This window comes from Halomonas sp. 328 (genome assembly GCF_015645095.1).
GTDB lineage: Bacteria > Pseudomonadota > Gammaproteobacteria > Pseudomonadales > Halomonadaceae > Bisbaumannia.
Genome location: NZ_JADOTW010000015.1, coordinates 1 through 20,634 on the forward strand (window position 1 = coordinate 1; position 20,634 = coordinate 20,634).

The 20,634-nt window shown below is 68.2% G+C and carries 21 protein-coding genes and 1 tRNA gene; 10 read left to right on the top strand and 12 right to left on the bottom strand.

Going from position 1 to position 20,634, the window contains the following annotated elements:
* Window positions 1–76 (top strand) — tRNA-Asn (locus tag IHD13_RS09010).
* 19 nt (window positions 77–95) lie between these two features.
* Here IHD13_RS09010 and IHD13_RS09015 read toward each other — a convergent pair.
* On the bottom strand, window positions 96–1,607 hold the full coding sequence (locus tag IHD13_RS09015; protein ID WP_195860714.1) for a RimK family protein: 1,512 nt from the start codon (window positions 1,605–1,607) through the stop codon (window positions 96–98).
* Between the two features lie 156 nt (window positions 1,608–1,763).
* On the opposite strand from IHD13_RS09015, the gene IHD13_RS09020 reads away from it, so the two are divergent.
* The 3 genes from IHD13_RS09020 to IHD13_RS09030 all read left to right on the top strand — a co-directional run bounded on the left by IHD13_RS09020 (window position 1,764) and on the right by IHD13_RS09030 (window position 3,417).
* Window positions 1,764–2,255 carry a GNAT family N-acetyltransferase gene (locus tag IHD13_RS09020; RefSeq protein ID WP_195860715.1) on the top strand — a complete coding sequence of 164 codons (492 nt, stop codon included), beginning with the start codon at window positions 1,764–1,766 and terminating at the stop codon, window positions 2,253–2,255.
* A 30-nt stretch (window positions 2,256–2,285) separates the two neighbouring features.
* Window positions 2,286–2,771, top strand: coding sequence for a YajQ family cyclic di-GMP-binding protein (locus IHD13_RS09025; RefSeq protein WP_195860716.1), 486 nt, complete (start codon window positions 2,286–2,288; stop codon window positions 2,769–2,771).
* A gap of 118 nt (window positions 2,772–2,889) precedes the next feature.
* Window positions 2,890–3,417, top strand: a complete 528-nt coding sequence (locus IHD13_RS09030; RefSeq protein ID WP_195860717.1) for an Hsp20/alpha crystallin family protein — start codon at window positions 2,890–2,892, stop codon at window positions 3,415–3,417.
* A gap of 36 nt (window positions 3,418–3,453) precedes the next feature.
* Here IHD13_RS09030 and IHD13_RS09035 read toward each other — a convergent pair whose 3' ends face one another.
* The 6 genes from IHD13_RS09035 to IHD13_RS09060 form a co-directional block, all read right to left on the bottom strand.
* The gene (locus IHD13_RS09035; protein WP_195860718.1) at window positions 3,454–4,260 is read right to left on the bottom strand and encodes a DODA-type extradiol aromatic ring-opening family dioxygenase; all 807 of its coding nucleotides are present in this window, start codon (window positions 4,258–4,260) and stop codon (window positions 3,454–3,456) included.
* Window positions 4,261–4,464: 204 nt separating this feature from the next.
* Window positions 4,465–5,166 (bottom strand): phosphatase PAP2 family protein, encoded by a 702-nt coding sequence (locus tag IHD13_RS09040; RefSeq protein ID WP_195860719.1) that lies wholly within the window; start codon window positions 5,164–5,166, stop codon window positions 4,465–4,467.
* Window positions 5,167–5,239: 73 nt separating this feature from the next.
* The gene (locus IHD13_RS09045; RefSeq protein WP_195860720.1) at window positions 5,240–6,160 is read right to left on the bottom strand and encodes a metal ABC transporter permease; all 921 of its coding nucleotides are present in this window, start codon (window positions 6,158–6,160) and stop codon (window positions 5,240–5,242) included.
* 38 nt (window positions 6,161–6,198) lie between these two features.
* On the bottom strand, window positions 6,199–7,410 hold the full coding sequence (locus IHD13_RS09050; RefSeq protein WP_230086226.1) for a metal ABC transporter permease: 1,212 nt from the start codon (window positions 7,408–7,410) through the stop codon (window positions 6,199–6,201).
* Window positions 7,407–8,192, bottom strand: a complete 786-nt coding sequence (locus IHD13_RS09055) for a metal ABC transporter ATP-binding protein (protein ID WP_195860721.1) — start codon at window positions 8,190–8,192, stop codon at window positions 7,407–7,409. Before IHD13_RS09055 ends, IHD13_RS09050 begins: the two co-directional genes overlap by 4 nt.
* Window positions 8,189–9,145, bottom strand: coding sequence for a metal ABC transporter solute-binding protein, Zn/Mn family (locus IHD13_RS09060; protein ID WP_195860722.1), 957 nt, complete (start codon window positions 9,143–9,145; stop codon window positions 8,189–8,191). Before IHD13_RS09060 ends, IHD13_RS09055 begins: the two co-directional genes overlap by 4 nt.
* A gap of 148 nt (window positions 9,146–9,293) precedes the next feature.
* Here IHD13_RS09060 and IHD13_RS09065 point away from each other — a divergent pair, with 148 nt between their 5' ends.
* Window positions 9,294–9,731 (top strand): YbaN family protein, encoded by a 438-nt coding sequence (locus tag IHD13_RS09065; protein ID WP_195860723.1) that lies wholly within the window; start codon window positions 9,294–9,296, stop codon window positions 9,729–9,731.
* Between the two features lie 212 nt (window positions 9,732–9,943).
* Complete coding sequence (gene pepN / locus IHD13_RS09070; protein ID WP_195860724.1) at window positions 9,944–12,580, top strand: aminopeptidase N; 2,637 nt, start codon at window positions 9,944–9,946, stop codon at window positions 12,578–12,580.
* Window positions 12,581–12,654: 74 nt separating this feature from the next.
* Here the strand turns inward: pepN and IHD13_RS09075 are convergent, their stop codons facing one another.
* Genes IHD13_RS09075 through IHD13_RS18560 form a run of 3 tightly spaced genes read right to left on the bottom strand, consistent with a single transcriptional unit; the run spans window position 12,655 to window position 14,909 of the window.
* Entirely contained in the window at window positions 12,655–13,041 is a 387-nt protein-coding gene (locus tag IHD13_RS09075) for a CBS domain-containing protein (protein ID WP_195860725.1), read from the bottom strand.
* A 24-nt stretch (window positions 13,042–13,065) separates the two neighbouring features.
* Complete coding sequence (locus IHD13_RS09080) at window positions 13,066–13,416, bottom strand: P-II family nitrogen regulator (protein WP_195860726.1); 351 nt, start codon at window positions 13,414–13,416, stop codon at window positions 13,066–13,068.
* Window positions 13,413–14,909, bottom strand: coding sequence for a DUF1538 domain-containing protein (locus tag IHD13_RS18560; RefSeq protein WP_326838335.1), 1,497 nt, complete (start codon window positions 14,907–14,909; stop codon window positions 13,413–13,415). The genes IHD13_RS09080 and IHD13_RS18560 overlap by 4 nt, the downstream gene beginning before the upstream one ends.
* Before the next feature lie 225 nt (window positions 14,910–15,134).
* On the opposite strand from IHD13_RS18560, the gene IHD13_RS09090 reads away from it, so the two are divergent.
* Window positions 15,135–15,830 (top strand): MgtC/SapB family protein, encoded by a 696-nt coding sequence (locus IHD13_RS09090; RefSeq protein WP_195860728.1) that lies wholly within the window; start codon window positions 15,135–15,137, stop codon window positions 15,828–15,830.
* A 121-nt stretch (window positions 15,831–15,951) separates the two neighbouring features.
* Window positions 15,952–16,467, top strand: a complete 516-nt coding sequence (locus IHD13_RS09095; RefSeq protein ID WP_195860729.1) for a hypothetical protein — start codon at window positions 15,952–15,954, stop codon at window positions 16,465–16,467.
* 104 nt (window positions 16,468–16,571) lie between these two features.
* Here IHD13_RS09095 and IHD13_RS09100 read toward each other — a convergent pair whose 3' ends face one another.
* A complete protein-coding gene (locus IHD13_RS09100; protein WP_195860730.1) occupies window positions 16,572–16,778 on the bottom strand; it encodes a cold-shock protein in 207 nt (68 codons plus the stop codon).
* A 242-nt stretch (window positions 16,779–17,020) separates the two neighbouring features.
* Between IHD13_RS09100 and IHD13_RS09105 the strand changes: the two genes are divergently transcribed.
* Both IHD13_RS09105 and IHD13_RS09110 read left to right on the top strand, forming a co-directional pair.
* Window positions 17,021–17,860: an isopenicillin N synthase family dioxygenase gene (locus IHD13_RS09105; protein WP_195860731.1), complete on the top strand. Its 840-nt coding sequence runs from the start codon at window positions 17,021–17,023 to the stop codon at window positions 17,858–17,860.
* 3 nt (window positions 17,861–17,863) lie between these two features.
* Entirely contained in the window at window positions 17,864–18,511 is a 648-nt protein-coding gene (locus tag IHD13_RS09110) for a LysE family translocator (RefSeq protein ID WP_195860732.1), read from the top strand.
* Window positions 18,512–18,636: 125 nt separating this feature from the next.
* Here IHD13_RS09110 and IHD13_RS09115 read toward each other — a convergent pair whose 3' ends face one another.
* A complete protein-coding gene (locus IHD13_RS09115; protein WP_195860809.1) occupies window positions 18,637–20,610 on the bottom strand; it encodes a transglycosylase SLT domain-containing protein in 1,974 nt (657 codons plus the stop codon).
* Window positions 20,611–20,634 lie beyond the last annotated feature (24 nt).

Genomic DNA, 20,634 nt, shown 5'->3' on the forward strand with positions numbered 1-20,634 from the left:
TCCCCGATAGCTCAGTTGGTAGAGCAAATGACTGTTAATCATTGGGTCGCAGGTTCGAGTCCTGCTCGGGGAGCCAAGCGCGTCACCTTCGCCAATCAGCGTTTCGTCATTGTCCCGCTCGTTTCCCCGAGCCGGCGCCGCTGTGCCTCCATGCGTGACAGGAAGACCCCCATCAGCGTCTCGTAGAGGCGATCCCCCAGGACCCGATCCTCGATGCCGGCATCGATATTGGGGTTGTCGTTGATCTCGATCACCACCACCCGTTCGCCGATCTGCTTGAGGTCGACGCCATAGAGGCCGTCGCCGATCAGCCGCGTGGCCTTCAGTGCCGTGCGCACCACCGCCGCCGGGACCTCCTCGATGGCATGGGTGCTGAAACCGCCGCTACGCACCTTGCCCGCCGAGTGGTCGTAGATCTGCCAGTGCCCCCGCGCCATGTAGTAGCGGCTGGCGAACAGCGGCCGGCCGTCGAGGATGCCGATGCGCCAGTCGAAGTCGGTGGGTAGCCACTCCTGCAGCAGCAGTAACGCCGAGCTCTCGAAGAGGCGCGCCGCTTCCCGCAGCAGGGCCTCGGCGCTCTCGATCTTGACGATGCCCCGGGAGAAGGCGCCGTCCGGCACCTTGAGGACGCGTGGATAGCCGAGGGTCGAGGCCAGCTCGGTCAGCCGGTGACGTTCGCTGCGCTGGAGCAGGTGCCCCTGGGGGGCCGGGATGCCCTTGGCTTCGAGCAGGGTGTGCAGGTAGACCTTGTTGGTGCAGCGCAGGATGGAGCGGCTGTCGTCGATCACCACCAGCCCTTCGTGCTCGGCGCGGCGCGCCAGTTGATAGCTGGGGTGGTCCAGGGCGGTGGTCTCGCGAATGAAGAGTCCATCGAACTCGGCCAGGCGGCCTCGGTCACGGTGGGTGATCAGGGAGACGTCGATGCCCAGGCGCCGGCCGGCTCGGATAAAGCGCTTCAAGGCGCCGCGGTTGCTGGGTGGCAGGGCCTCCTGGGGATCCACCAGCATGGCCAGGTCGAAGCGGTAGCGACGGCGGGCCCGGGGCGTGCGCCAGATGCGCCGCGAGTGACGGTTGAGGGCGGCGGCGAAGCGGTCCTGTTCGTCGCCGCTGAGGGCGCTCAGTCGCAGGGGGCGCAGCCGGGTCAGGCGCCACTGGTCCTGGCGGCGGCTCAGCTGGGCCTCCAGCAGCGGGCACGGCAGGCGCTCGAAGAGGCGGCGGGCCAGGCGCGCCAGGGCGGGGGGCTCGCACTCGCCGAACATCACCCTGAGGCGCAGGTCGCCGCCGGCCAGGGCTCCCTGACGGGCCAGGCTGCCCAGCAGCGGCGCCAGCCCCTCCAGCTCCAGGTCGACTAGCGACTTGCGCGCCAGCTGGTTGAGGGTCTCCACCGTGGGTAGTACGCGCTGGCCCCGAGCCTGGGCCAGCAGCGAGACGTAGTAGCCGCGCCCCAGGTACTCCAGGTCGCCACACAGGTTGATGACCCGGGTACCCGCGGCCTCCTCCTCCAAGGGCGATCGTGAGAGGTAGGTGGCGGCGTCGATCAGGTCGTCGCTGGGGTAGTAGGGGGACCAGTCGCTGAGCCTGTCGACGACGATGCGTAGGGCGTGCATGGGGGACCTCGGGGTGGGCCGCCGGGACGGCGGCCATGGGCGCAGCATGGCGAGGCCCCCGGTGGAAGAACAATTGATTTATTTCATCATCCCGGGCGATGACAGGGCCTCGGGGGCATCGCACAATATCCCGGTATCTTTGTTGAGGATGCCTTCATGCAAGCCCAACTGCGGCCCGGTCGCCCCGAGGACCTGTCCGCCCTCTATGCCCTCGAGCAGCGCTGCTTCGTCGGTGATCGCTTCACTCGTCGCCAGTTGGCGCACCTGCTGGGGCCGGCCCATGCCAGCACCTGGCTACTGGCGGATGGCGAGGCCATTCTCGGCTATGGCACCCTGCTGCTGCGCCGCAACAGCCGCCGGGCCCGGCTCTACTCCTTCTGCGTGGCCCCCGAGGCTCGCGGCGGCGGTCTGGGTCGGGCCCTGCTGGAGCACCTGGAAGGGGAGGCTCGGGCGCGTGGCTGCGACTCCCTGCACCTGGAGGTGCGCGCCGACAATCGACCGGCCCTGGCCCTCTATCGCCGTCGGGGCTTTCGCCTGACCCGCTGGCTGGACGACTACTATGTGGATGGTTGTGCCGCCTGGCAGATGAGCAAATCCCTGGTTGCGGATGACCCGGTGGCGGATGAAAGGCCCGCCCGGCTGGGCTAGAATCGCCGCATCCATAGTCAGGAGTTGCCCATGCCTTCCTTCGATATCGTTTCCGAATTCGACGGCCACGAGGCCACCAACGCGGTGGACCAGGCCAATCGCGAGATCCAGACCCGCTTCGATTTCCGCGGTGTCGATGCCAGCTTCCGCCTCGAGGGCGAGGTGGTGCATATCGAGGCCGACGAGGATTTCCAGCTGCAGCAGATGCTCGATGTGCTGCGCAATCGCCTGATCGCCCGGGGCATCGATGCCCGCTGCATGGATCCCCAGGAGCCGCAGCTGGGCGGCGTCAAGGCGCGCCAGGAGGTCAAGCTCAAGCAGGGGCTGGAGGCCGCCGAGTGCAAGCAGGTCGTCAAGCTGATCAAGGACGCCAAGCTCAAGGTGCAGGCCCAGATCCAGGGCGACAAGGTGCGCGTCACCGGCAAGAAGCGCGACGACCTGCAGGCGGTCATCGCCCTGCTCAAGGGCGAGCAGGGGCCCGAGCTCGCCCTGCAGTACAACAATTTCCGCGACTGAGTCCCGGGGACTTGATCCCGGTCAGGGAAGGCGTCGCCGAGGCTTGAAAAGTGGCCGGGCGCCACCAACTCTTGAATCGTATCGAGTCAGTTCATGTGTCCCTCGAGGAGGTGGAGTCATGAATCTGCAGAAGTTCTCTCCCTGGAACTGGTTCAAGAGCGAGTCCCGTGGCGAGGCGTCGGTGGCGCCCCCGGCTCCGGAACGTCCGCTGCCACCGGCGCTGCAGCTGCACCAGGAGCTGGATCGCTGGATGGACGAGACCCTGTCGCGCTTCGGCATGCCCACCCTGGGGCAGCGCTTCGCCGAGCCGCCGACCCTGCTGCGACCCAGCATCGATATCCGCGAGGACGATTCGGCCTACCGCATCTCCATCGAGGTGCCCGGGGTCGACGAGCAGGACGTCAAGCTGACCCTGGACGAGCGGCGCCTGATCGTCGAGGGCGAGAAGCGCCAGGAGCAGGTCGAGGAGGAAGGGCGCTATCGCCGGGTGGAGCGCAGCTACGGCAGCTTCTGTCGGGTACTGGATCTTCCCGAGGACGCCAAGGCGGAGGAGATCCAGGCGAGCTTCGCCAAGGGGGTACTGACCATCACCGTACCTCGCGACGAGACGCGTCCTTCCCGGCGTCGCCAGATCCCCATCCAGTAACACCAGCGGGCCCGCCATTCGGCGGGCTCGCCGCGTTCAGGCCGCGGTTCCCCGCTCCCAGGCCCCGGCGAGGGGCGGGCTTGCCAGCATCAGCATGCTCAGGTTGCCGAAGGTAAAACTCTCGTGGAGGGCGCGCAGCGGCTCGCCTTCCAGGGCGGCGGCGCAGATCAGCAGCGGCAGCAGGTGCTCCGCCGTCGGGTGCGCATGGCGGCCGGCGGGGGCCCGGGTTTCCCAGGCCAGCAGCGCCTCCGGGTCGCCCGCGGCGGCGCGGTCCCGGACCCAGTCGTGGAAGGCCTGGGCCCAGGCGTCCGGGGGCGCGGCGAAGGGCTTGCGGTCGCCCAGGTTATGGGTGGCGGCGCCGGAGCCGATCAGCCAGAGCCCCTCGGCCTCGGCGAACTCGCCGAGGGTGCGGGCGTAGCGGCGCAGCTCGTCGTGACTGGCCGCCATGGGCACGCTGACCGGCATCAGTGGCACCCGGGCCTCGGGCCAGACCAGGGAGAGGGGCGACCAGACGCCATGATCGAGGGGCCGTTCCGGCTCGAGACGCGTCGAGAGGCCCTGGGCTCCGAGGCGGTCGGCGAGTCGCTTGGCCGCTTCGGGCAGGCCCGGGGCAGGGTAGCGCAGCCGATAGAGGGCCTCGGGGAAGCCGGAGAAGTCGTGGAGCGTCTCCGGCGCCGGGGCAGCGCCCAGGCGAATGTCCGGGGTCTCATAATGGGCCGAGACCACCAGGGCACCCCGCGGGGGCGGCAGGCGCCGACCCAGCTCGGTGAGGAAGTCCCGGGCCGGATGCTGGCGCAACACCAGGTCCGGGGAGCCATGGGAAAGATAGAGCACCTGGCGCATGGAAGGTCTCCTGAGAGGGGGAATCCATCCAGCATACGCCGTCGGCAAGAGGCGCCAAGGGGGCTGGGCTCAATGGACTCTTTCCTTGTCGGCAAGAGTCGGTCGCATATCAGGCCTTAGCGGAGCCAACGAGGGCCGATGCGAGTCAGTCCCTTGGCGATACCGTCGGCGGCCCGGGGTCTCCAGACAAGAGCCGGCTACATCTTAGCGGAGCCAGCGAGGGCTGATGCGAGTCAGTCCCTTGGCGATACCGTCGGCGGCCCAGGGGCCCAGCCGGCTACACAGCACCCAGGGCTGGGTCAGCAGGACGATGGCCAGGGAGCCTACCAACAGGTCGCTCAGCCAGTGGGCGCCCACCAGGACCCGGGGGGCCGAGGCCACCAGCATCAGCAGCAGGCCGGCGATGCGGATGGGGCGACCGCCGAAGCGCAGCATAAAGGCGGCGAAGATCATCGACATCACGCCATGATCCCCGGGGAAGCTGTTGCCGGAGCGATCCTTGGTGGGGAAGGTGACCAGCTCGGAGACCAGGTTGGCCTCGGGGTAGAGCAGGGTCGGACTCAGGCGCTGCACATCGATCAGGTTGCGCAGGATCTCGTTGGTCAGCCCGGCACTGAGCAGCATCACCACGCAGATGCCGCCCCAGCGTTGCCAGCCGCCGGGGCCTTCTCGCCGGATGGCCCAGAGGATGATGGCCAGCATGGCGGCGATAATCACCAGGTCGAAGCTGCGGTTATTGATGGCCGCCAGGAAGGTGACCCAGAGGGGGGCCGCCTCGTGGATGCTGGCATTGAGCGACCAGAAGACCACCTCATCGAGCCAGGACCAGAGGGGCAGGCCGAGCTGCCAGCTCAGCCACAGCAGCAGGCCCAGGGCGGGCAGGCTCAATAAACGCAGGACGGGCATGTCAAATTATTCCTAGGTTGACCTTGTTGTGACAGAACGATGACAGCGCGACGACGGCCTGGCAAGCCCGGTGTCAGGCGAGGGGCGGAGCGATGCGCCGCCGCCGTGGGCCGAAGCGGCAGGCCAGCAGCAGAATCAGCCCGGCCACCACGCTGATCATGCCGGCGGCGCTGAGTCCCGCATCGATGCCCAGCCAGCCGGGACCATGGCCGGCCAGGATGACGCCCAGTATGGCGCTGAGCAGGGCGAAGACCAGGCTCCAGGCCAGTTGGCGGGACAGGCGGTCGGTCATCAGTCGCGCCGCCGCCGGAGGGCAGATAAACATGGCGATCACCAGGATCGAACCCACCGCCTCGAAGGCGGCGATGGCGGCCACCGCCACCATCACCACCAGCAGGCCCTGAGTCAGTCCGGGACGAGCGCCCAGGCTCGCCGCGAAGCCGGCATCGAAGCTGCCCAGCACCAGGGGACGCCAGGCCAGCATCACGAAGAGCCCCACCAGCAGCGTCACCCAGGCCACTCGGGCGAGTTGTGGTGGCAGCCCCGCCAGGGCCTGGGGATCCCAGAGCGCCGCCAGCCGGTTCCCCTCGAACCACACCAGGCTCTCCAGGTTACCGTAGAGGGCGTGCTCCACGTCCAGGTGGACGCCGCTGGCGCCGCTCCACTCCAGCATCAGCACCCCCAGGGCGAAGAGGGCGGTGAAGGCGACCCCCATGGCGGCACTGGCGTCCACCCGTCCCAGGCGTTGGATCAGCTCGATCAGCGCCAGGGTGATCAGGGCCGCGACCCCGGCACCCAGCAGCATGGCGGGGGGGGCCAGGGTGCCGGTCAGCAGGAAGCTGGCGACGATGCCCGGTAGGGCCACATGGCTGATGGCATCGCCGATCAATGCCTGGCGGCGCAGCACCAGGAAGTTGCCCAGCAGGGCACAGCTCAGGCTGCACAGACTGGCGACGAGCAGAGGTACGAGGCTCAGCATCAGAAACTCAGCCATCGGATGCCTCCGCGGCTAGCCGGCGTCGCATCAGGCACTCACTCATGGGGCTTCTCCGGGGGCAGGCGGCGTTCCAGCTCATCGATCAGGTCCGGGGGCAGCAGCCGGGAGATGGGGTCGAGGCGATGGGTGCCGAGTCGTGCCGCTTCCTCCGGGTAGGCGTGGCGATAGTAGGTCCAGAGGCGTTCCTCGTGGTGGGCATCCCGGGCGGCGGCCCGTCCCTGGGCGGTGGCCAGGCCATCACGGCGGATATGGCCGAGCCGATGGAGGATCCGCAGGGTGGTGGGATCGAAGATCGCCTCGTCCCGGGCCAGGGCCAGTAGCCCCTGGCGGCAGTGCACCCGCTGCACGAAACGGTAGCGGTCGATCAGTCGGGCCAGCAGGCCCCGCCGGGGGGCGGCCAGCAGCGAGACCAGGAAGAGGACGAAGGCGGCGAGCACCACCAGGGCGCCGGTGGGCAGGCGCGGATGGACACTGGACAGGGTCACCCCCAGGTAGCCGGCCAGGGCGCCGGTGGCGGCGGCGATCATCACCAGGGCATGGGGGCGGTCGGTCCAGAAGCGGGCGGTGACCGGCGGAATGATGGTCAGGGCCACGATCAGGATCAGCCCGGTGATGCGTAGCCCCACCACGGTGACCGCCAGCAGCAGGCCCAGCAGCCAGGCGTCGGCGCGCTGCAGGTGGACTCCCTGGGTCCAGGCATGCTCGGGGTCGAAGCAGAGCAGCAGCAGGGGACGGTGGAGGATGATCAGGGCCACCAGCAGGCCCAGCGCCATGCCTCCGATCAGCCAGGCTTCGCTGGCCAGCATGCCGGCGGTGGCGCCTACCAGGTAGCCGGAAAGTCCGGCCTGTCCCCCCACCGGCATGGCCTGGATGACCGTCAGGAGCACCACACCGAGGCCGAAGAAGACCGACAGCACCGCGCCGATGGCGCTGTCTTCCCCGAGTCGGGTATGGCGGCTCATGGCCTGCACCGCGACCAGCCCCAGGGCGGCGCTGGCTGCCGCCCCCAGCAGGAGGCCCGGCAGCCAGCGGCCGTCACCCTGCATCAGGGCGATCAGGATAAAGGCCGCGGCCAGGCCCGGCAGGGTGGCATGGCTGACCGCATCGCTGATCAGGGCGCGCTTGCGCAGCAGCACATGGCTGCCCACCATGCCCGCCGCTGCGCCCAGCAGCAGGGAGCCGAGGGTGACCAGCCGGGTGTTGTAGCCCGCGCTAAAGGTCAGGGCGGCGAGCCAGGCCTCCATCATGGCCGGGAGGCCTCCGAGACCGGCAGCAGTCGTGCCAGCTGGGCTGCCGTCAGGCGTCCGCCATAGGCCTGCTGCAGGTTGGCGGCGGTAAAGGCCTCGGCCACCGGCCCGTCGGCGACCACCTCCACGTCCAGCAGCAGCAGATGGTCGAAATAGTCACCCAGGGTGGCCAGGTCGTGGTGGACGCAGAGCACGCTGCCGCCCTGGGCCTTGAAGGTGCGAAAGAGCTCCACGATGGCCCGCTCGGTGGCCGCATCGACCCCGGCAAAGGGTTCGTCGAGCAGCAGCAGCTCGGCCTCCTGGGCCAGGGCCCGGGCGAGGAAGATGCGCTGCTGTTGGCCGCCGGAGAGGCGGCCGATCTGGCGCTCCGCGAACGCCTCCATGCCGACCCGGGCCAGGCACTCCCGGGCCCAGTGGCGATGTCGGTGCCGCGTGGGCTGCCACCAGCGTAGGCCGCCGTAGAGGCCCATCAGCACCACGTCGAGGGCGGTGGCGGGGAAGTCCCAGTCGATGCTCGAGCGCTGGGGCACATAGGCGATATGGCGCGGTGGCCGGGGCAGGGGGCGGCCGCGGACCAGCAGGTCCCCGGCGACTCGGGGCTGGATCCCCAGGGCCGCCTTGAGCAGGGTCGACTTGCCGGCCCCATTGGGGCCGACGATGGCGCTCAGCTGGCCCGGTGGCGTCACGAAGTCGACGCCCAGCAGGGCCAGGCGTTCGCCATAGCTGACCGTCAGCCCCTGGATGGCCAGGGGGCTGTCGGCTGGGTCCTGGGCCCCGCTCATGGGGGCGCCTCCGTCAGTCGACCCAGGCGTCCCCGGGGCGGGGCCTCGCCCCCCAGGGCCCGGGCGATGGTGGTCAGGTTATGATCGAGCATGCCCAGGTAGCTGCCCTCGTAGCTGCCCGGGGGCCCCATGGCATCGGAGAAGAGGGTGCCACCGATGGCCACCGTCCGGCCCCGGGCCGCGGCGCCCTCCACCAAGGCCCGCACGTGGCGCTCGTCCACCGAGGACTCGACGAAGATCGCCGGGACGCGACGCTCCACCAGCAGGCGCACCAGCGCCTCGATACGCGCCAGCCCCGCCTCGCTGTCGGTGGAGATGCCCTGGATGCCCACCACTTCCAGGTCATAGGTGGCGCCCAGGTAGCCGAAGGCGTCGTGGGCGGTGACCAGCAGGCGACGCCCCTCCGGGAGGCTGCCCAGCACCTCATGGGCATAGGCATCCAGGGCCTCGAGCTCGGCCAGGTAGGCATCGGTGTGCGCGGCGAAGGCGTCTCGGCCGGCGGGGTCCAGCTCGGTCAGGGCATCGCGGATCGCCACCACCACGTGGCGCCAGCGACCGGGATCCATCCACACATGGGGGTCGAACTGGCCGGCGAAGTCGCCGGCCGGCAGGCGGGCCGCCTCCGGTACCGCCTCGCCGACGGCATAGACCGGCGTATGGGCGGCGAGGCGCTCGAGGAATTCCTCCAGCTGCAGCTCCAGCGCCAGGCCGTGCCAGAAGACCGCGTCGGCCCGGGTCATGGCGAGGATGTCGCGGCGCGTCTGGCGGTAGAGGTGGGGGTCGACCCCGGGGCCCATCAATGTCTCTACCGCCACCCGGTCGCCACCGATGAGCGTCACGGCATCGCCGATCATGCCGGTGGTGGCCACCAGTCGCAGGCGCTCGTCGGCCTGTCCCGTGACCGGGGAGAGCAGGCCGAGCAGCAGGGCGATCAGTGACAGGGTTGCGCGCATGCGGGCCTCCCGGGCGAGCGTGGTGTTGGATCGCGACAGGGTGTCACTATTGGATTAGCCTAGTCGGACGATGGAAAAAACCCATTTCAACGCCATGGCCGGCTAGTCTTGAATGGTCAGCAGGGCAATCATCGAGGGGGAGGCGGCGATGCGAGACGACGTGGAAGTGAGCGGCTGGCTGCGTCCCGGCTACCTGGTGCTGGCCTGGATCAGTTTCGGCCTGAGCATGATCGGCGTCTTCGTGCCGCTGATGCCCACCACCTGTTTCCTGCTGCTGGCGGTGTGGGCGGCCTCTCGCGGCTCGCCCCGCTTCGCCCGCTGGATCCGCGAGCATCCGCGCTTCGGCCCGCCGGTGGTGGCCTGGGAGGAGGAGCGGGCCATTCCGCGTCCGGCCAAGCGCCTCGCCGTGCTGATGCTGGGCGCCTCCATCCTGGTGCTGCTCTTCACCCTGGGCCTGCTGTGGCTCAAGGTCACCATCATCGGCGGCCTGCTGCTGCTGGGGGTGTGGATCCATACCCGTCCCGAGCCGGGCATGGGATCCTGCCCGTTGCGCGGGATGGCCTCGCGCTCGCCCCTGGAGCGTTAGTCCGCTGGCCCTGGTTTCGCCCCAGGCCTCCTGGGCGAGCCTGAGGGGCGCGGGGGACAGGAACAGCGCCCCGCGACGACCTGTCCCCAGGTTAGCCCCGGGCTTCCAAGCAGCGTGCCAGCGGCTGATCCTGTCGTTGCTCGAGCCGCCTTTGAGTCTTCCGTCCCCGGGACCGTACAATGGGGTCAATTCGCGAACAGGAGCCAGACTCGATGTCAGACCCCCAGCCCACCTACCTGCACGACTACCAGCCCCCCGCCTACCGCGTGACCCACACCGAGTTGAAGTTCGACCTGGCGCCTTCGGCCACCAGGGTCAGCGCCCGGCTGCAGCTGGAGCGCAACCCGGCGCGGGGCGGCGAAGCGCTGCCCCTGGCGCTGGACGGCGAGGGGCTGCGGCTGGAGCGCATTGCCATCGACGGCCAGGCGCTCAATCCGGACGAGTACACCCAGGACGATGGCGGGCTGACCGTGCACCGGGTGCCGGAGCGCTTCGCCCTGGAGACCGAGGTGGTGATCGACCCTGCCGCCAATACCGCCCTGGAGGGGCTCTATCGCTCCGGCAGCATGTTCTGTACCCAGTGCGAGGCCGAGGGCTTCCGGCGCATCACCTTCTACCCGGATCGCCCCGACGTGATGGCCACCTTCACCACCACGGTGATCGGTGATGCCGAGCGGGAACCGGTGCTGCTGGCCAACGGCAACCCGGTGGAGCGCGGCGAGCTGCCGAATGGTCGCCACTTCGTCACCTGGGAGGACCCGCACCCCAAGCCCAGCTACCTCTTCGCCCTGGTGGCCGGCGACCTGGAAAAGGTCGAGGATCGCTTCACCACCGCCAGTGGCCGCGAGGTGACCCTGCAGATCTGGGTCGAGGAGGAGAACCTGGGCAAGACCGACCACGCCATGGCCTCCCTGAAGCGCGCCATGCGGTGGGACGAGGAGACCTACGGCCGCGAGTATGACCTGGACCTGTTCATGATCGTCGCGGTCAACGACTTCAACATGGGGGCCATGGAGAACAAGGGCCTCAATATCTTCAACTCGGCGGCGGTGCTGACCCATCCCCAGACCGCCACCGACGCCGCCTTCCAGCGGGTCGAGGGCATCGTCGCCCATGAGTACTTCCATAACTGGTCCGGCAACCGGGTCACCTGTCGCGACTGGTTCCAGCTCTCCTTGAAGGAGGGCTTCACGGTGTTCCGCGATCAGTGCTTCAGCGCCGATACCAACTCGGCGCCGGTCAAGCGCATCGAGGACGTCTCCTTCTTCCGCACCGCCCAGTTCGCCGAGGATGCCGGCCCCACCGCCCACCCGGTGCGCCCGGATCACTATATCGAGATCGGCAACTTCTACACCCTGACCATCTACGAGAAAGGCGCCGAGGTGGTGCGCATGCTGCGCAACCTGCTGGGCTGGGAGACCTTCCGCCGCGGAGCCGACCGCTACTTCGAGCGCTTCGACGGCCAGGCGGTGACCATCGAGGACTTCGTCGGCTGCATGGCCGAGGTCTCGGGGCAGGACCTCTCCCAGTTCATGCGCTGGTACGCCCAGGCCGGCACCCCGGAGATCGACGCCAACGGTCACTACGACTATGCCAAGGGGGAGTACCACCTGACCCTGCGCCAGCGTACCCCGGCCACCCCGGGGCAGCCCGACAAGCAGCCGCTGCATATCCCCGTGCGCCTGGGCCTGGTGGGCACCAAGAGCGGCCGCGACCTGTCGCTGACCCTGGATGGCGAGGCGCTCGGCACCGACACCGTGCTGCACCTGCGTGAGGAGGAGCAGCACTTCGTCTTCACCGAGGTGGTCGAGGCGCCGGTGCCGTCGCTCTTGCGCGGCTTCTCGGCGCCGGTCAAGCTGCGCTTCCCCTATGGCCGCGAGGACCTGGCCTTCCTGCTGGCCAACGACTCCGACGGCTTCAACCGTTGGGACGCCGGCCAGCGCCTGGCCATGCTGGCGCTGGACGACCTGATCGCCGCCCACCGCAATGGCGTCGAGAAGGTGATGGACTCCCGGGTGATCGAGGCCTTCCGCATCCTGCTCAGCGAGGAGAGCGACGACAAGGCGGTGCTCGCCGAGATGCTGACCCTGCCCTCCGAGGCCTATATTGCCGAGCAGCAGCCGGTGGTCGACGTGGACGCCATCCATGCCGCGCGCACCTTCGTCAAGCAGGGCCTGGCGATGGCGCTGCGCGATGAGTTCCTGGCGGTCTACGAGGCCAACCTCAGCGATGCCCCCTATGCCCCGGAGCCGGCACAGATCGCCCGCCGCAGCCTCAAGAACGTGGCGCTCTCCTACCTGATGAGCATCGAGGACGAGCACGCCATCGAGCTGGCCCGGCAGCAGTTCGCGGCCGGCCACAACATGACCGACGTGCGTGCCGCCCTGACCCTGCTCACCCACAGCTCGCGCAGCGACCTGGCGGAGCCCGCCCTCAAGGCCTTCGGCGAGCAGTGGGCCCACGACCCCCTGGTGATGGATCAGTGGTTCACCATCCAGGTGACCCGTCCCCAGGAGGACGTGCTCGAGCGGGTCAAGTTCCTGATGAACCACCCGGCCTTCTCGCTGAAGAACCCCAACAAGGTGCGTGCCCTGATCGGTGCCTTCGCCGGCCAGAACCGGGTCAACTTCCACCGCATCGATGGCGAGGGCTATCGGCTCCTGGCCGACGTGGTGATCGAGCTCAATCGCCTCAACCCGGAGATCGCCGCGCGCATCATCACTCCGCTGACCCGCTGGGCACGTTTCGACGAGACCCGCCAGGCGCTGATGAAAGCGGAGCTGGAGCGCATTCGTGACGAGGCGCTCTCGCCCAATGTCTACGAGGTGGTGGAGAAGGCCCTGGCCTGATTCGCCCTGCTGTTCCAACCACAACGGGCCGCCCTTGGGCGGCCCGTTGTGGTATCGGCAAGCCGGAAACGGCGCTAGTCGATCATCTCCATCACACTGCCGACGATATCGTTCATGGTCACCAGGCCCTGCAACTCGTTGTCGCGTAGCACCAGCAGGCGCTTGATGCCGTTCTGGGTCATCAGGCTGGCCACATGGCGCACGTCCAGGCTCTCGCCCACGGAGATGGCGGGCCGGGCACAGACGTCATAGACATTGACGAGGTCGATGTCGCCGGCCTCGGCGACGATCGTCTTGAGCACATTGGTGTAGGTGATCAGCCCCCAGGCGTCCTGGGGGGTCTGCTGCTCCACCACCAGCGACTTGAGGTCATGGCGCTTCATCAGGCTCATGGCCTCGCGCAGGGTGGCGAAGGGCGATACGGTGACCACGTCCCGTACCATGATGTCCTTGACCTGCATGGGTCGTCTCCCTCGGTTATTGGCTCACAGGCTGTCGCGCAGCTGTTCCTCGAAGTGCTTCACCTGACTCATGTCGATGCCGCCCAGGTGCTCGATGGGCAGGGTCATCACCAGCCCCTGGGAGTCTTGCCCCTCGGGGTTGACGATATCCCGCACGGCCTTGAGCACCTTCAGCGACAGGCCCTTCTCCAGGGCCAGCAGCATCACCGTCTGGCTGCCCTCGTAGGTCAGGCCGAAGAAGGTCTTCTTGGGCTCGTCGCCGATGCCACGGCCCGACATCAGGGTCATGCCGCTGGCGCCGGCCCGCTTGGCGGCGTCGATGCACTCCTGCTCGAGCTCCTCGGGCACGATGGCCACTAGCAGGGCAAACTTCATGGGCTTTCACCTCGCAATGCCGCCATCCTGTCGACGAGGATGGCATAGCTCATTACCGTCACGATAGGGAAGATCGAGGCAAAGGCGATCAGCCCGAAGCCGTCGATCAGTGCGCTGCGGCCGTCGATATGGCTGGCCAGGCCGATGCCCAGGGCGGTGACCAGGGGCACCGTCACCTCGGAGGTCGTCACGCCGCCCAGGTCGAAGGCCAGGGCCACGATATAGCGGGGGGCCAGGAAGGTGAGCAGGATCACCAGGGTATAGCCGCCGATAATATAGTAGTGGATGGAGTCGCCGCTGATGATGCGGTGTACCCCGAGGGTGATGCCGATGGCCACGCCGAAGGCCACCAGGATCCGGATCACGCTGCCGCGGATCTTGCCCGCGGCGGCTTCCTCTGCCTGCTGGCCCACGGCGATCAGCGCCGGTTCCGCCATGGTGGTGGCGAAGCCGATGGCAAAGGCGAAGAGGTAGACCCAGAGCCAGGTATCGAAGCCGATCAACTGCTCTGCCATGCGCTCGCCGATGGGGAAGAGGCCCAGCTTGAGTCCCACCACGAAGGCGTAGAGGCCGACGATTACCAGGGCGAAGCCGACACCCACCTTGAGGGGGTTGGACAGGTTGCGCCTGAGGATGGCGTACTGGAAGAAGAGCACCACCAGGAGGATCGGCAGCACGTCGCGCAGCATCTCGAACAGGTCCATGACCATGGCCAGCGCTCCGCCGGGCAGCTTGCTGCTCTCCGCGGCCAGGGCCATGGCCTCGCCGTCGGGCAGGCTACCGGGGTCGGCATAGACCAGGATGCCGTAGAGCTGCACGCTGATCATCGGCACCATCACCGCCAGGGCCACCAGGCCGAAGCCGTCGATCAAGGGGTTGCGGCCACGGATCGAGGCCGCCAGCCCCAGCCCCAGGGCGGCGATCAGCGGCACGGTGACGATATTGGTGGTCACGCCGCCGGAGTCGTAGGCCAGGCCGACGATCTCCTCCGGGGCGAAGAAGGTCACCAGCACCACCGTCAGGTAGCCGACGATCATGTAGGGGTGCAGCGGGTGGCCGAGAATGACCCGCAGCACCCCGAGGGCCATCACCAGGCCCACCGAGGTGGCGACGATCAGGCGCAGGGTCAGGGCCTCGATGCGCCCGTCGCTGATGGTCTCGGCCTGTTCCGCCACGGCGATCAGCGCCGGCTCCGCTATTACCGCCGAGAAGCCGATGGCGAAGCCGAAGGTCAGCAGCACCGGTAGCGAGCCGCGCCGGGCGAACTGGTTGGCCAGGCGCTTGCCGACCGGGAAGATGCTCAGCTCCAGGCCGCGCAGGAAGAGGGCGACCCCGAGGGCCACGATCAGCAGGCCCACCGCCATGCTCAGGCCGCCCTCGGGCCACTCCCGCAGCAGCAGGGCCTGGAAGCCCACCACCACCACGAGGATCGGCGTCAGGTTACGTAGGGCATGCAGGAGGGCGTCGAGAAAGTCCCTGAGTTGCTGCGTCAAGACCGGCTCCATGATCATCCAGGTGGGCGGGGATCGACCCCGGTGAACGACTATAACACCGGCTATCGGTGACAGCCGAGTGACCCTGGATCAACGCCTGATCCAGGTCAACGCCAATGGCGATATCCCCGCTCAAGCGTTGACAGCCGCCGGGAAACTCTACGCAAGTCCTTGTCAGCATTGAACTATGATGGAGTCGACAAGGAGTGATAGCGGGGGGCGGGGATGACGACCGACCAAGTGATGATCCTGGTCTACCTGGCCGCGGCCTGGCTGGCGGGCAGCCTGATCGGGCTGGAGCGCAGCTATCACGGGCGCCCCGCCGGCTTTCGCACCCACGCCCTGGTGTGCCTGGCCTCGGCGCTGCTGATGATCGTCACCACCCACCAGGGCGACTGGCTGGGCGGGATGCTGCCGACCACGGCCGTCACCACCGACCCCACCCGCATGGCCCAGGGCATCATGACCGGGATCGGCTTCCTGGGCGCCGGGGTGATCTTCAAGGAGGGCCTGACGGTACGCGGCCTGACCACCGCCGCCTCGATCTGGATGACCGCGGCGCTGGGGATCCTCTACGGCATCGGCTTCCTGTTCCCCGCGGTCAGCGTGACCCTGATCACCCTGGTGACCCTGTCGCTGTTTCGCTGGGTGGAGGCGCGCATGCCGGGACAGCACTTCGCCGATCATATGCTCGCCTTCCCGGTGGAGGCGGCGCCGGGGGAAGCGGAGGTGCGCCGGATGATCCGCGAGCAGGGCTTTCGTATCAAGGCACTCAGTTACCGGCTGAGCCAGCGGGGTAGCGTCTTCGAGTACCATATGACCCTGCAGACCCACGATCGCCAGAACCTGGGGCGCCTGGTGGAGCGGCTGCGTGAGGAAACCGGCCTGCTGGAGTTTCGCCTGGCTCCCCTGGCCGAATAAGCCACCTTGCGGCATTCTCGCTGCCCGCCGAGGCGGGTGATTTGACTTGCCTGTGTCCCGGGCCTTTGCTGGAATATGACACCACGATGATTTCTCGCCATCCATTAGCTGGAGACCCTGTATGAGCATGAAACCCTGGATTCCCCTGGCTGCCGCCACGGCCCTGTTGCTGGCTGCCTGCGGCAATGGAGACGAGCCGGAGGCGCCGACCCAGGAAGAGCAGGCCCCGGCAGTCATGGACGCGGCACCGGAGGAAACCACCGACGAGATGCTGCCCGAGGAGGCCGCGGAGGAGCCGGTCGCCGCCGAGGCGATGGACGAGTCGCTCCCGGATGAGGCCGCCGACGAGCCGTTGCCGGCCGAGGAGACATCCGGCGCGGCGATCCCCGGCGAGGAAGTGCCGGAGCCGAGCCAGCAGGATGTGCTCACCGAGGAGCCTGGCCGCCTGGATGAGCAGACCGCCATGCCGGGCGAGACCACCGACTCCGATATCGATCAGTTCCTGGAGGAGACCGAGCGCCGTTTCGAGGAGGCGCAGCGACGCATCGAGGAGCAGTTCGAGGAGGCCGAGAGCCAGGTGCCTGGCGAGTCTTCCCTCGACGAGCTGCCGGGAGCCGAGAGCGATATCGACTCCTGAGGCATGGCAAGGGGCATAAACGCAAGAAGGTCCGCCGAGGCGGACCTTCTTGTTGGTGCCATTTGCGTACCGCGGGGGCCGACAACTGGCGTCCGAGTCTGGGCTTAGCCTTCGACGCGGATGTTGGAGGCCTGGAGGCCCTTCTTGCCCTGAGTGACCTCGAAGGAAACCTTCTGACCGTCCTGCAGGGTCTTGAAGCCATCGGCCTGGATTTCGGAGAAGTGTGCAAAGAGGTCGTCGCCACCATCATCCGGAGAGATGAAGCCGTAGCCCTTGGTGTCGTTGAACCACTTGACAGTGCCAGTTGCCATCGTCGAATTCCTTACTAGCTAAATAATGTTGCTGGACCCTTTCCTCTCGTGAGGCACGGGTCCGTAGTGCGTGGCTGACGCGAAGAAGAAGGCGCACTGGGAGTCTCGAAGGATCGATCAACAACTGACGACTTTCATCTTGCAAACCAACGCAATCGATGGTGCATCAGCATCGGGGATGCGTCAAGATGACGACATGAGCCCCATTTGGATGCCCCGAAATCACTGTAGATGGAAAAAACATGCACGTCCAGAATGTCGATTTCACCCAGGATGATGCCCGTCAACGCTTCGTCGCTTCGCTGCGCGAGACCGGTTTCGCGGTACTGCGCAACCACCCCCTGCCGCCGGAACTGCTGACCTCGATCTACCGCCACTGGCTGGCCTTCTTCCGCAGCGAGGAGGCGCTGGACTGGCGCTATGACCCGGTGCGTCAGGACGGCTACTTTCCGCCGGAGGTCTCCGAGACCGCCAAGGGACAGAGCGTCAAGGATCTCAAGGAGTACTACCACGTCTACCCCTGGGGGCGGATTCCGCCGGCGCTGCGCGACGAGATCCTCGACTACTATCGTCGCGCCGAGACCCTGGCGGCGACCCTGCTGGGCTGGATCGAGGCCGAGACCCCGGCCGAGATCGCCGCTCACTTCCGGGAGCCCCTGTCGCGGATGATCGAGGACAGCCAGCAGACCCTGCTGCGGGTGCTGCATTATCCGCCCCTGGGCGGCGACGAGCTGCCCGGGGCGGTGCGTGCCGCGGCCCATGAGGACATCAACCTGATCACCGTGCTGCCGGCGGCCAACGAGCCGGGACTCGAGGTGCGCACCCGGGAGGGGGAGTGGCTGGCAGTGCCCTGCGATCCGGGCCAACTGGTGATCAATGTGGGGGACATGCTCCAGGAAGCCTCCCGGGGCCATTTCCCTTCCACGACCCACCGGGTGGTCAACCCCAGCGGAGCGGCGCGGGAGCAGTCCCGGGTGTCGCTGCCGCTGTTCCTGCATCCGCGCCCCGAGGTGGTGCTCTCCGAGCGGCATACCGCCGACAGCTACCTCAAGGAGCGGCTGAGGGAACTGGGGGTGCTCTGAGCCATGTGGATCGATGCCCAGTTCTGGCCTTTCCTGGTGGCCATCACCCTGCTGACCCTGAGCCCCGGGGTCGATACCCTGCTGGTGATTCGCAACGCCAGCCGTGGCGGGGTTCGCGATGGCGTGTTGACCAGCCTGGCGATCTGCTGCGGGCTCTTCGTGCATGCCGCGATCTCGGCGCTGGGGATCTCGCTGATCCTGCTGCAATCGGCCTGGGCCTTCTCGCTGCTCAAGCTGGCCGGCGCCGGCTACCTGATCTGGCTTGGCCTGCAGAGCCTGCTCAGCGCCCGCCGCGGACGCCTGTTGCCGGTGGCCGGGGTACGCGGCGCCGCCAGCCGGCGGGTGCCGGTCTGGCAGCCGCTGCGGGAAGGGTTCCTCTCCAATGTGCTCAACCCCAAGACGGTGGTCTTCTACATGGCCTTCCTGCCCCAGTTTATCGCCCCCGGGGATCCGGCCCTGGCCAAGTCGCTGTTCCTGGCCGGGGTGCACTTCGTGATCGCCAACCTGTGGCAGATCAGCCTCGCCTTGATGGTGAGCAGCGCCGGCCACTGGTTGGCCAAGCGCTGGGTCGCACGGGGCCTGGATGGCGTGACCGGGGCGGTGATGGTGGCTCTGGGGATCAGGCTGGCCCTGGAGCGCCAGCCCGGCTAACCCCCCCGGCCGGCGTCCGGAACGGTAAGCCATCAGCTTGAAGCTGGAAGAAATTCGCCCCCATGGCTTGCCATGGGGGCGATTCACATCAGGCTGTTATCCAGCTTCCAGCGAAGCCCGGGCGTCTATTGTCGAGCCAGTAGCGAGGTATCGTAGCTGCCGTTGGCCTCGCTGGCACTCAGCAGGGCGATACCGCGGCTCTCGCCGCCATTGGCCAGGCTCTCGAAGATCACCCGATAGGTCATGATCGCCTGCACATAGTCGCGGGTCTCGCGAAAGGGAATGCTCTCCACGAAGAGGTCGAACTCCCGGGGCGAGTCGCGCAGCCAGCGATCGACCCGACCGGGGCCGGCGTTGTAGGCGGCGGCCGCCGCCAGGCGGTTGCCGCTGTAGCGGCCCAGCATGTCGCCGAGATAGGTACTGCCCAGGCGAATATTGAGCTCCGGCTCCAGGACCCCGTAGGGCCCCGGATCGGCGAGGCCCAGCTGGCGACTGACCAGGGTCGCGGTGCCCGGCATCAACTGCATCAGGCCCCGGGCGCCGGCGGGGGAGAGGGCCTCGGCATTGTAGGCACTCTCGCGGCGGGCAATGGCCATCAGCAGGTAGGGATCGACCCCGGCTTCACCGCCCCAGCGCTGGAAGCTGTCGCGGTAGGCGGCGGGAAAGCGCCATTCCAGGGCGTCCCACATCCGTCCCGCGATGGTGGTCTGCACCAGCTTGGCATGCCAGCCCTGGCTTGCCGCGTAGTCGGCCAGCCTTCGTGCGGTCTCGCCATCGGCGCGCGCCACGGCCCCCAGCCACTCGCTGTTGGCCAGGCCCGGTTCGTTGATGCGCCGCAGTGCCTCGGTGCGGCGCACCACCGGCCACTGGGCCACCTCGCGGCGCTCGGCTTCGCTGTAGCGGTTGCGTTCATCGCCCAGGGCATAAGGCCGGCCGAGGCGGTCGGCGGCGGCGAAGGCGAAGAAGCTGCGCCCCTCGGCGGCGCGCTCGTAGGCGGCCTGGGCTCCCGGGCTATCGCCGAGCTGTTCCAGGGCGCGGGCCTGCCAGTATTGCCAGCGACTGTTATGGCGGGTGTCGTCGGGCATCAGGGCGATCCAGTCCCGCGCCCCACGCCAGTCCCGGGCGCCCAGGGCGGTACGCACCCGCAGCTCCAGCAGGTCGCCGGTGGCCAGGCGTGGCAGCGCCTCGTCGACCCAGGCACGGTTCTCGGGGACATTGCGCACCATGGAGTAGAAGGCCAGGTCCCGCTCGATGGCCTGGCGGCGCTCCTCGCCCAGCTCGAGTCGCGGCGCCAGGCGGCGCCAGGTGCTCAGGGCGGCGGCGGTATCGGCTCGGGTCAGGCCATGCATGGCGCCGCTGACCAGGCCGGGGGTCGCCGGGTGATCGCCGAGGCGGGGAGCCGCCTCGGCGATGGCGGCATAGTCGCCGCGGACTCGCTCATAGGCGTCCAGGGCCGGCTGCCAGCCGCTGCCCAACTGGCGGCCCAGGAAGCCGGCCAGCCCGGTCTCGCCGGCCTTCCAGGCCAGGATCAGGCGCTCCCAGGTCTCGGGCTCGCCGATCACCCCCTGGGCGCGAAGGCGTGAGAAGAGCGGGTTGCAGGCATCCGGTTGGGAGCGTCCCGCGAACCAGAGTGACAGGCCGCCCCGGGCCGCCGCCTCGGGGTCGCGGTCGAGCAGGGCGTCATAGTAGTAGCACTGTCGCTCGGTGCCCTCCGGGGCGCCGTCGCTGACCGCCAGCAGGCGGGCCTTGTCACCGGCCTGGCCGTAGCGGGTGATCGCCTGGTTGCGCATCCAGCCGGCCAAGGGCGAGTCCTGGTGGCGCTCGATATAAGCCAGCACCTCGGCGGGTTGCGCCTGGGGCAGCCGCGCTCGCAGGCGGTGGTACTCCACGTAGCCGGCCAGCACATGGCCCTCGATGGCGGCCTCGTCGATACGGCTCCACTGTTGATCGCGGGCCGCGCTCAGTGCCTCGCGCAGGGCACGGTCATCGGCCTGGACGGCCTGGGCCAGTGGCAGGCAGAGGGCGGTGGCGGTGGCCAGGGAGATCAGACGACGCTTGAGCTGGGCGGGATGGAAGGGAGAGTTGCGATTCGGGGCCATGGCGAATTCCTGGGCGTCATGCTG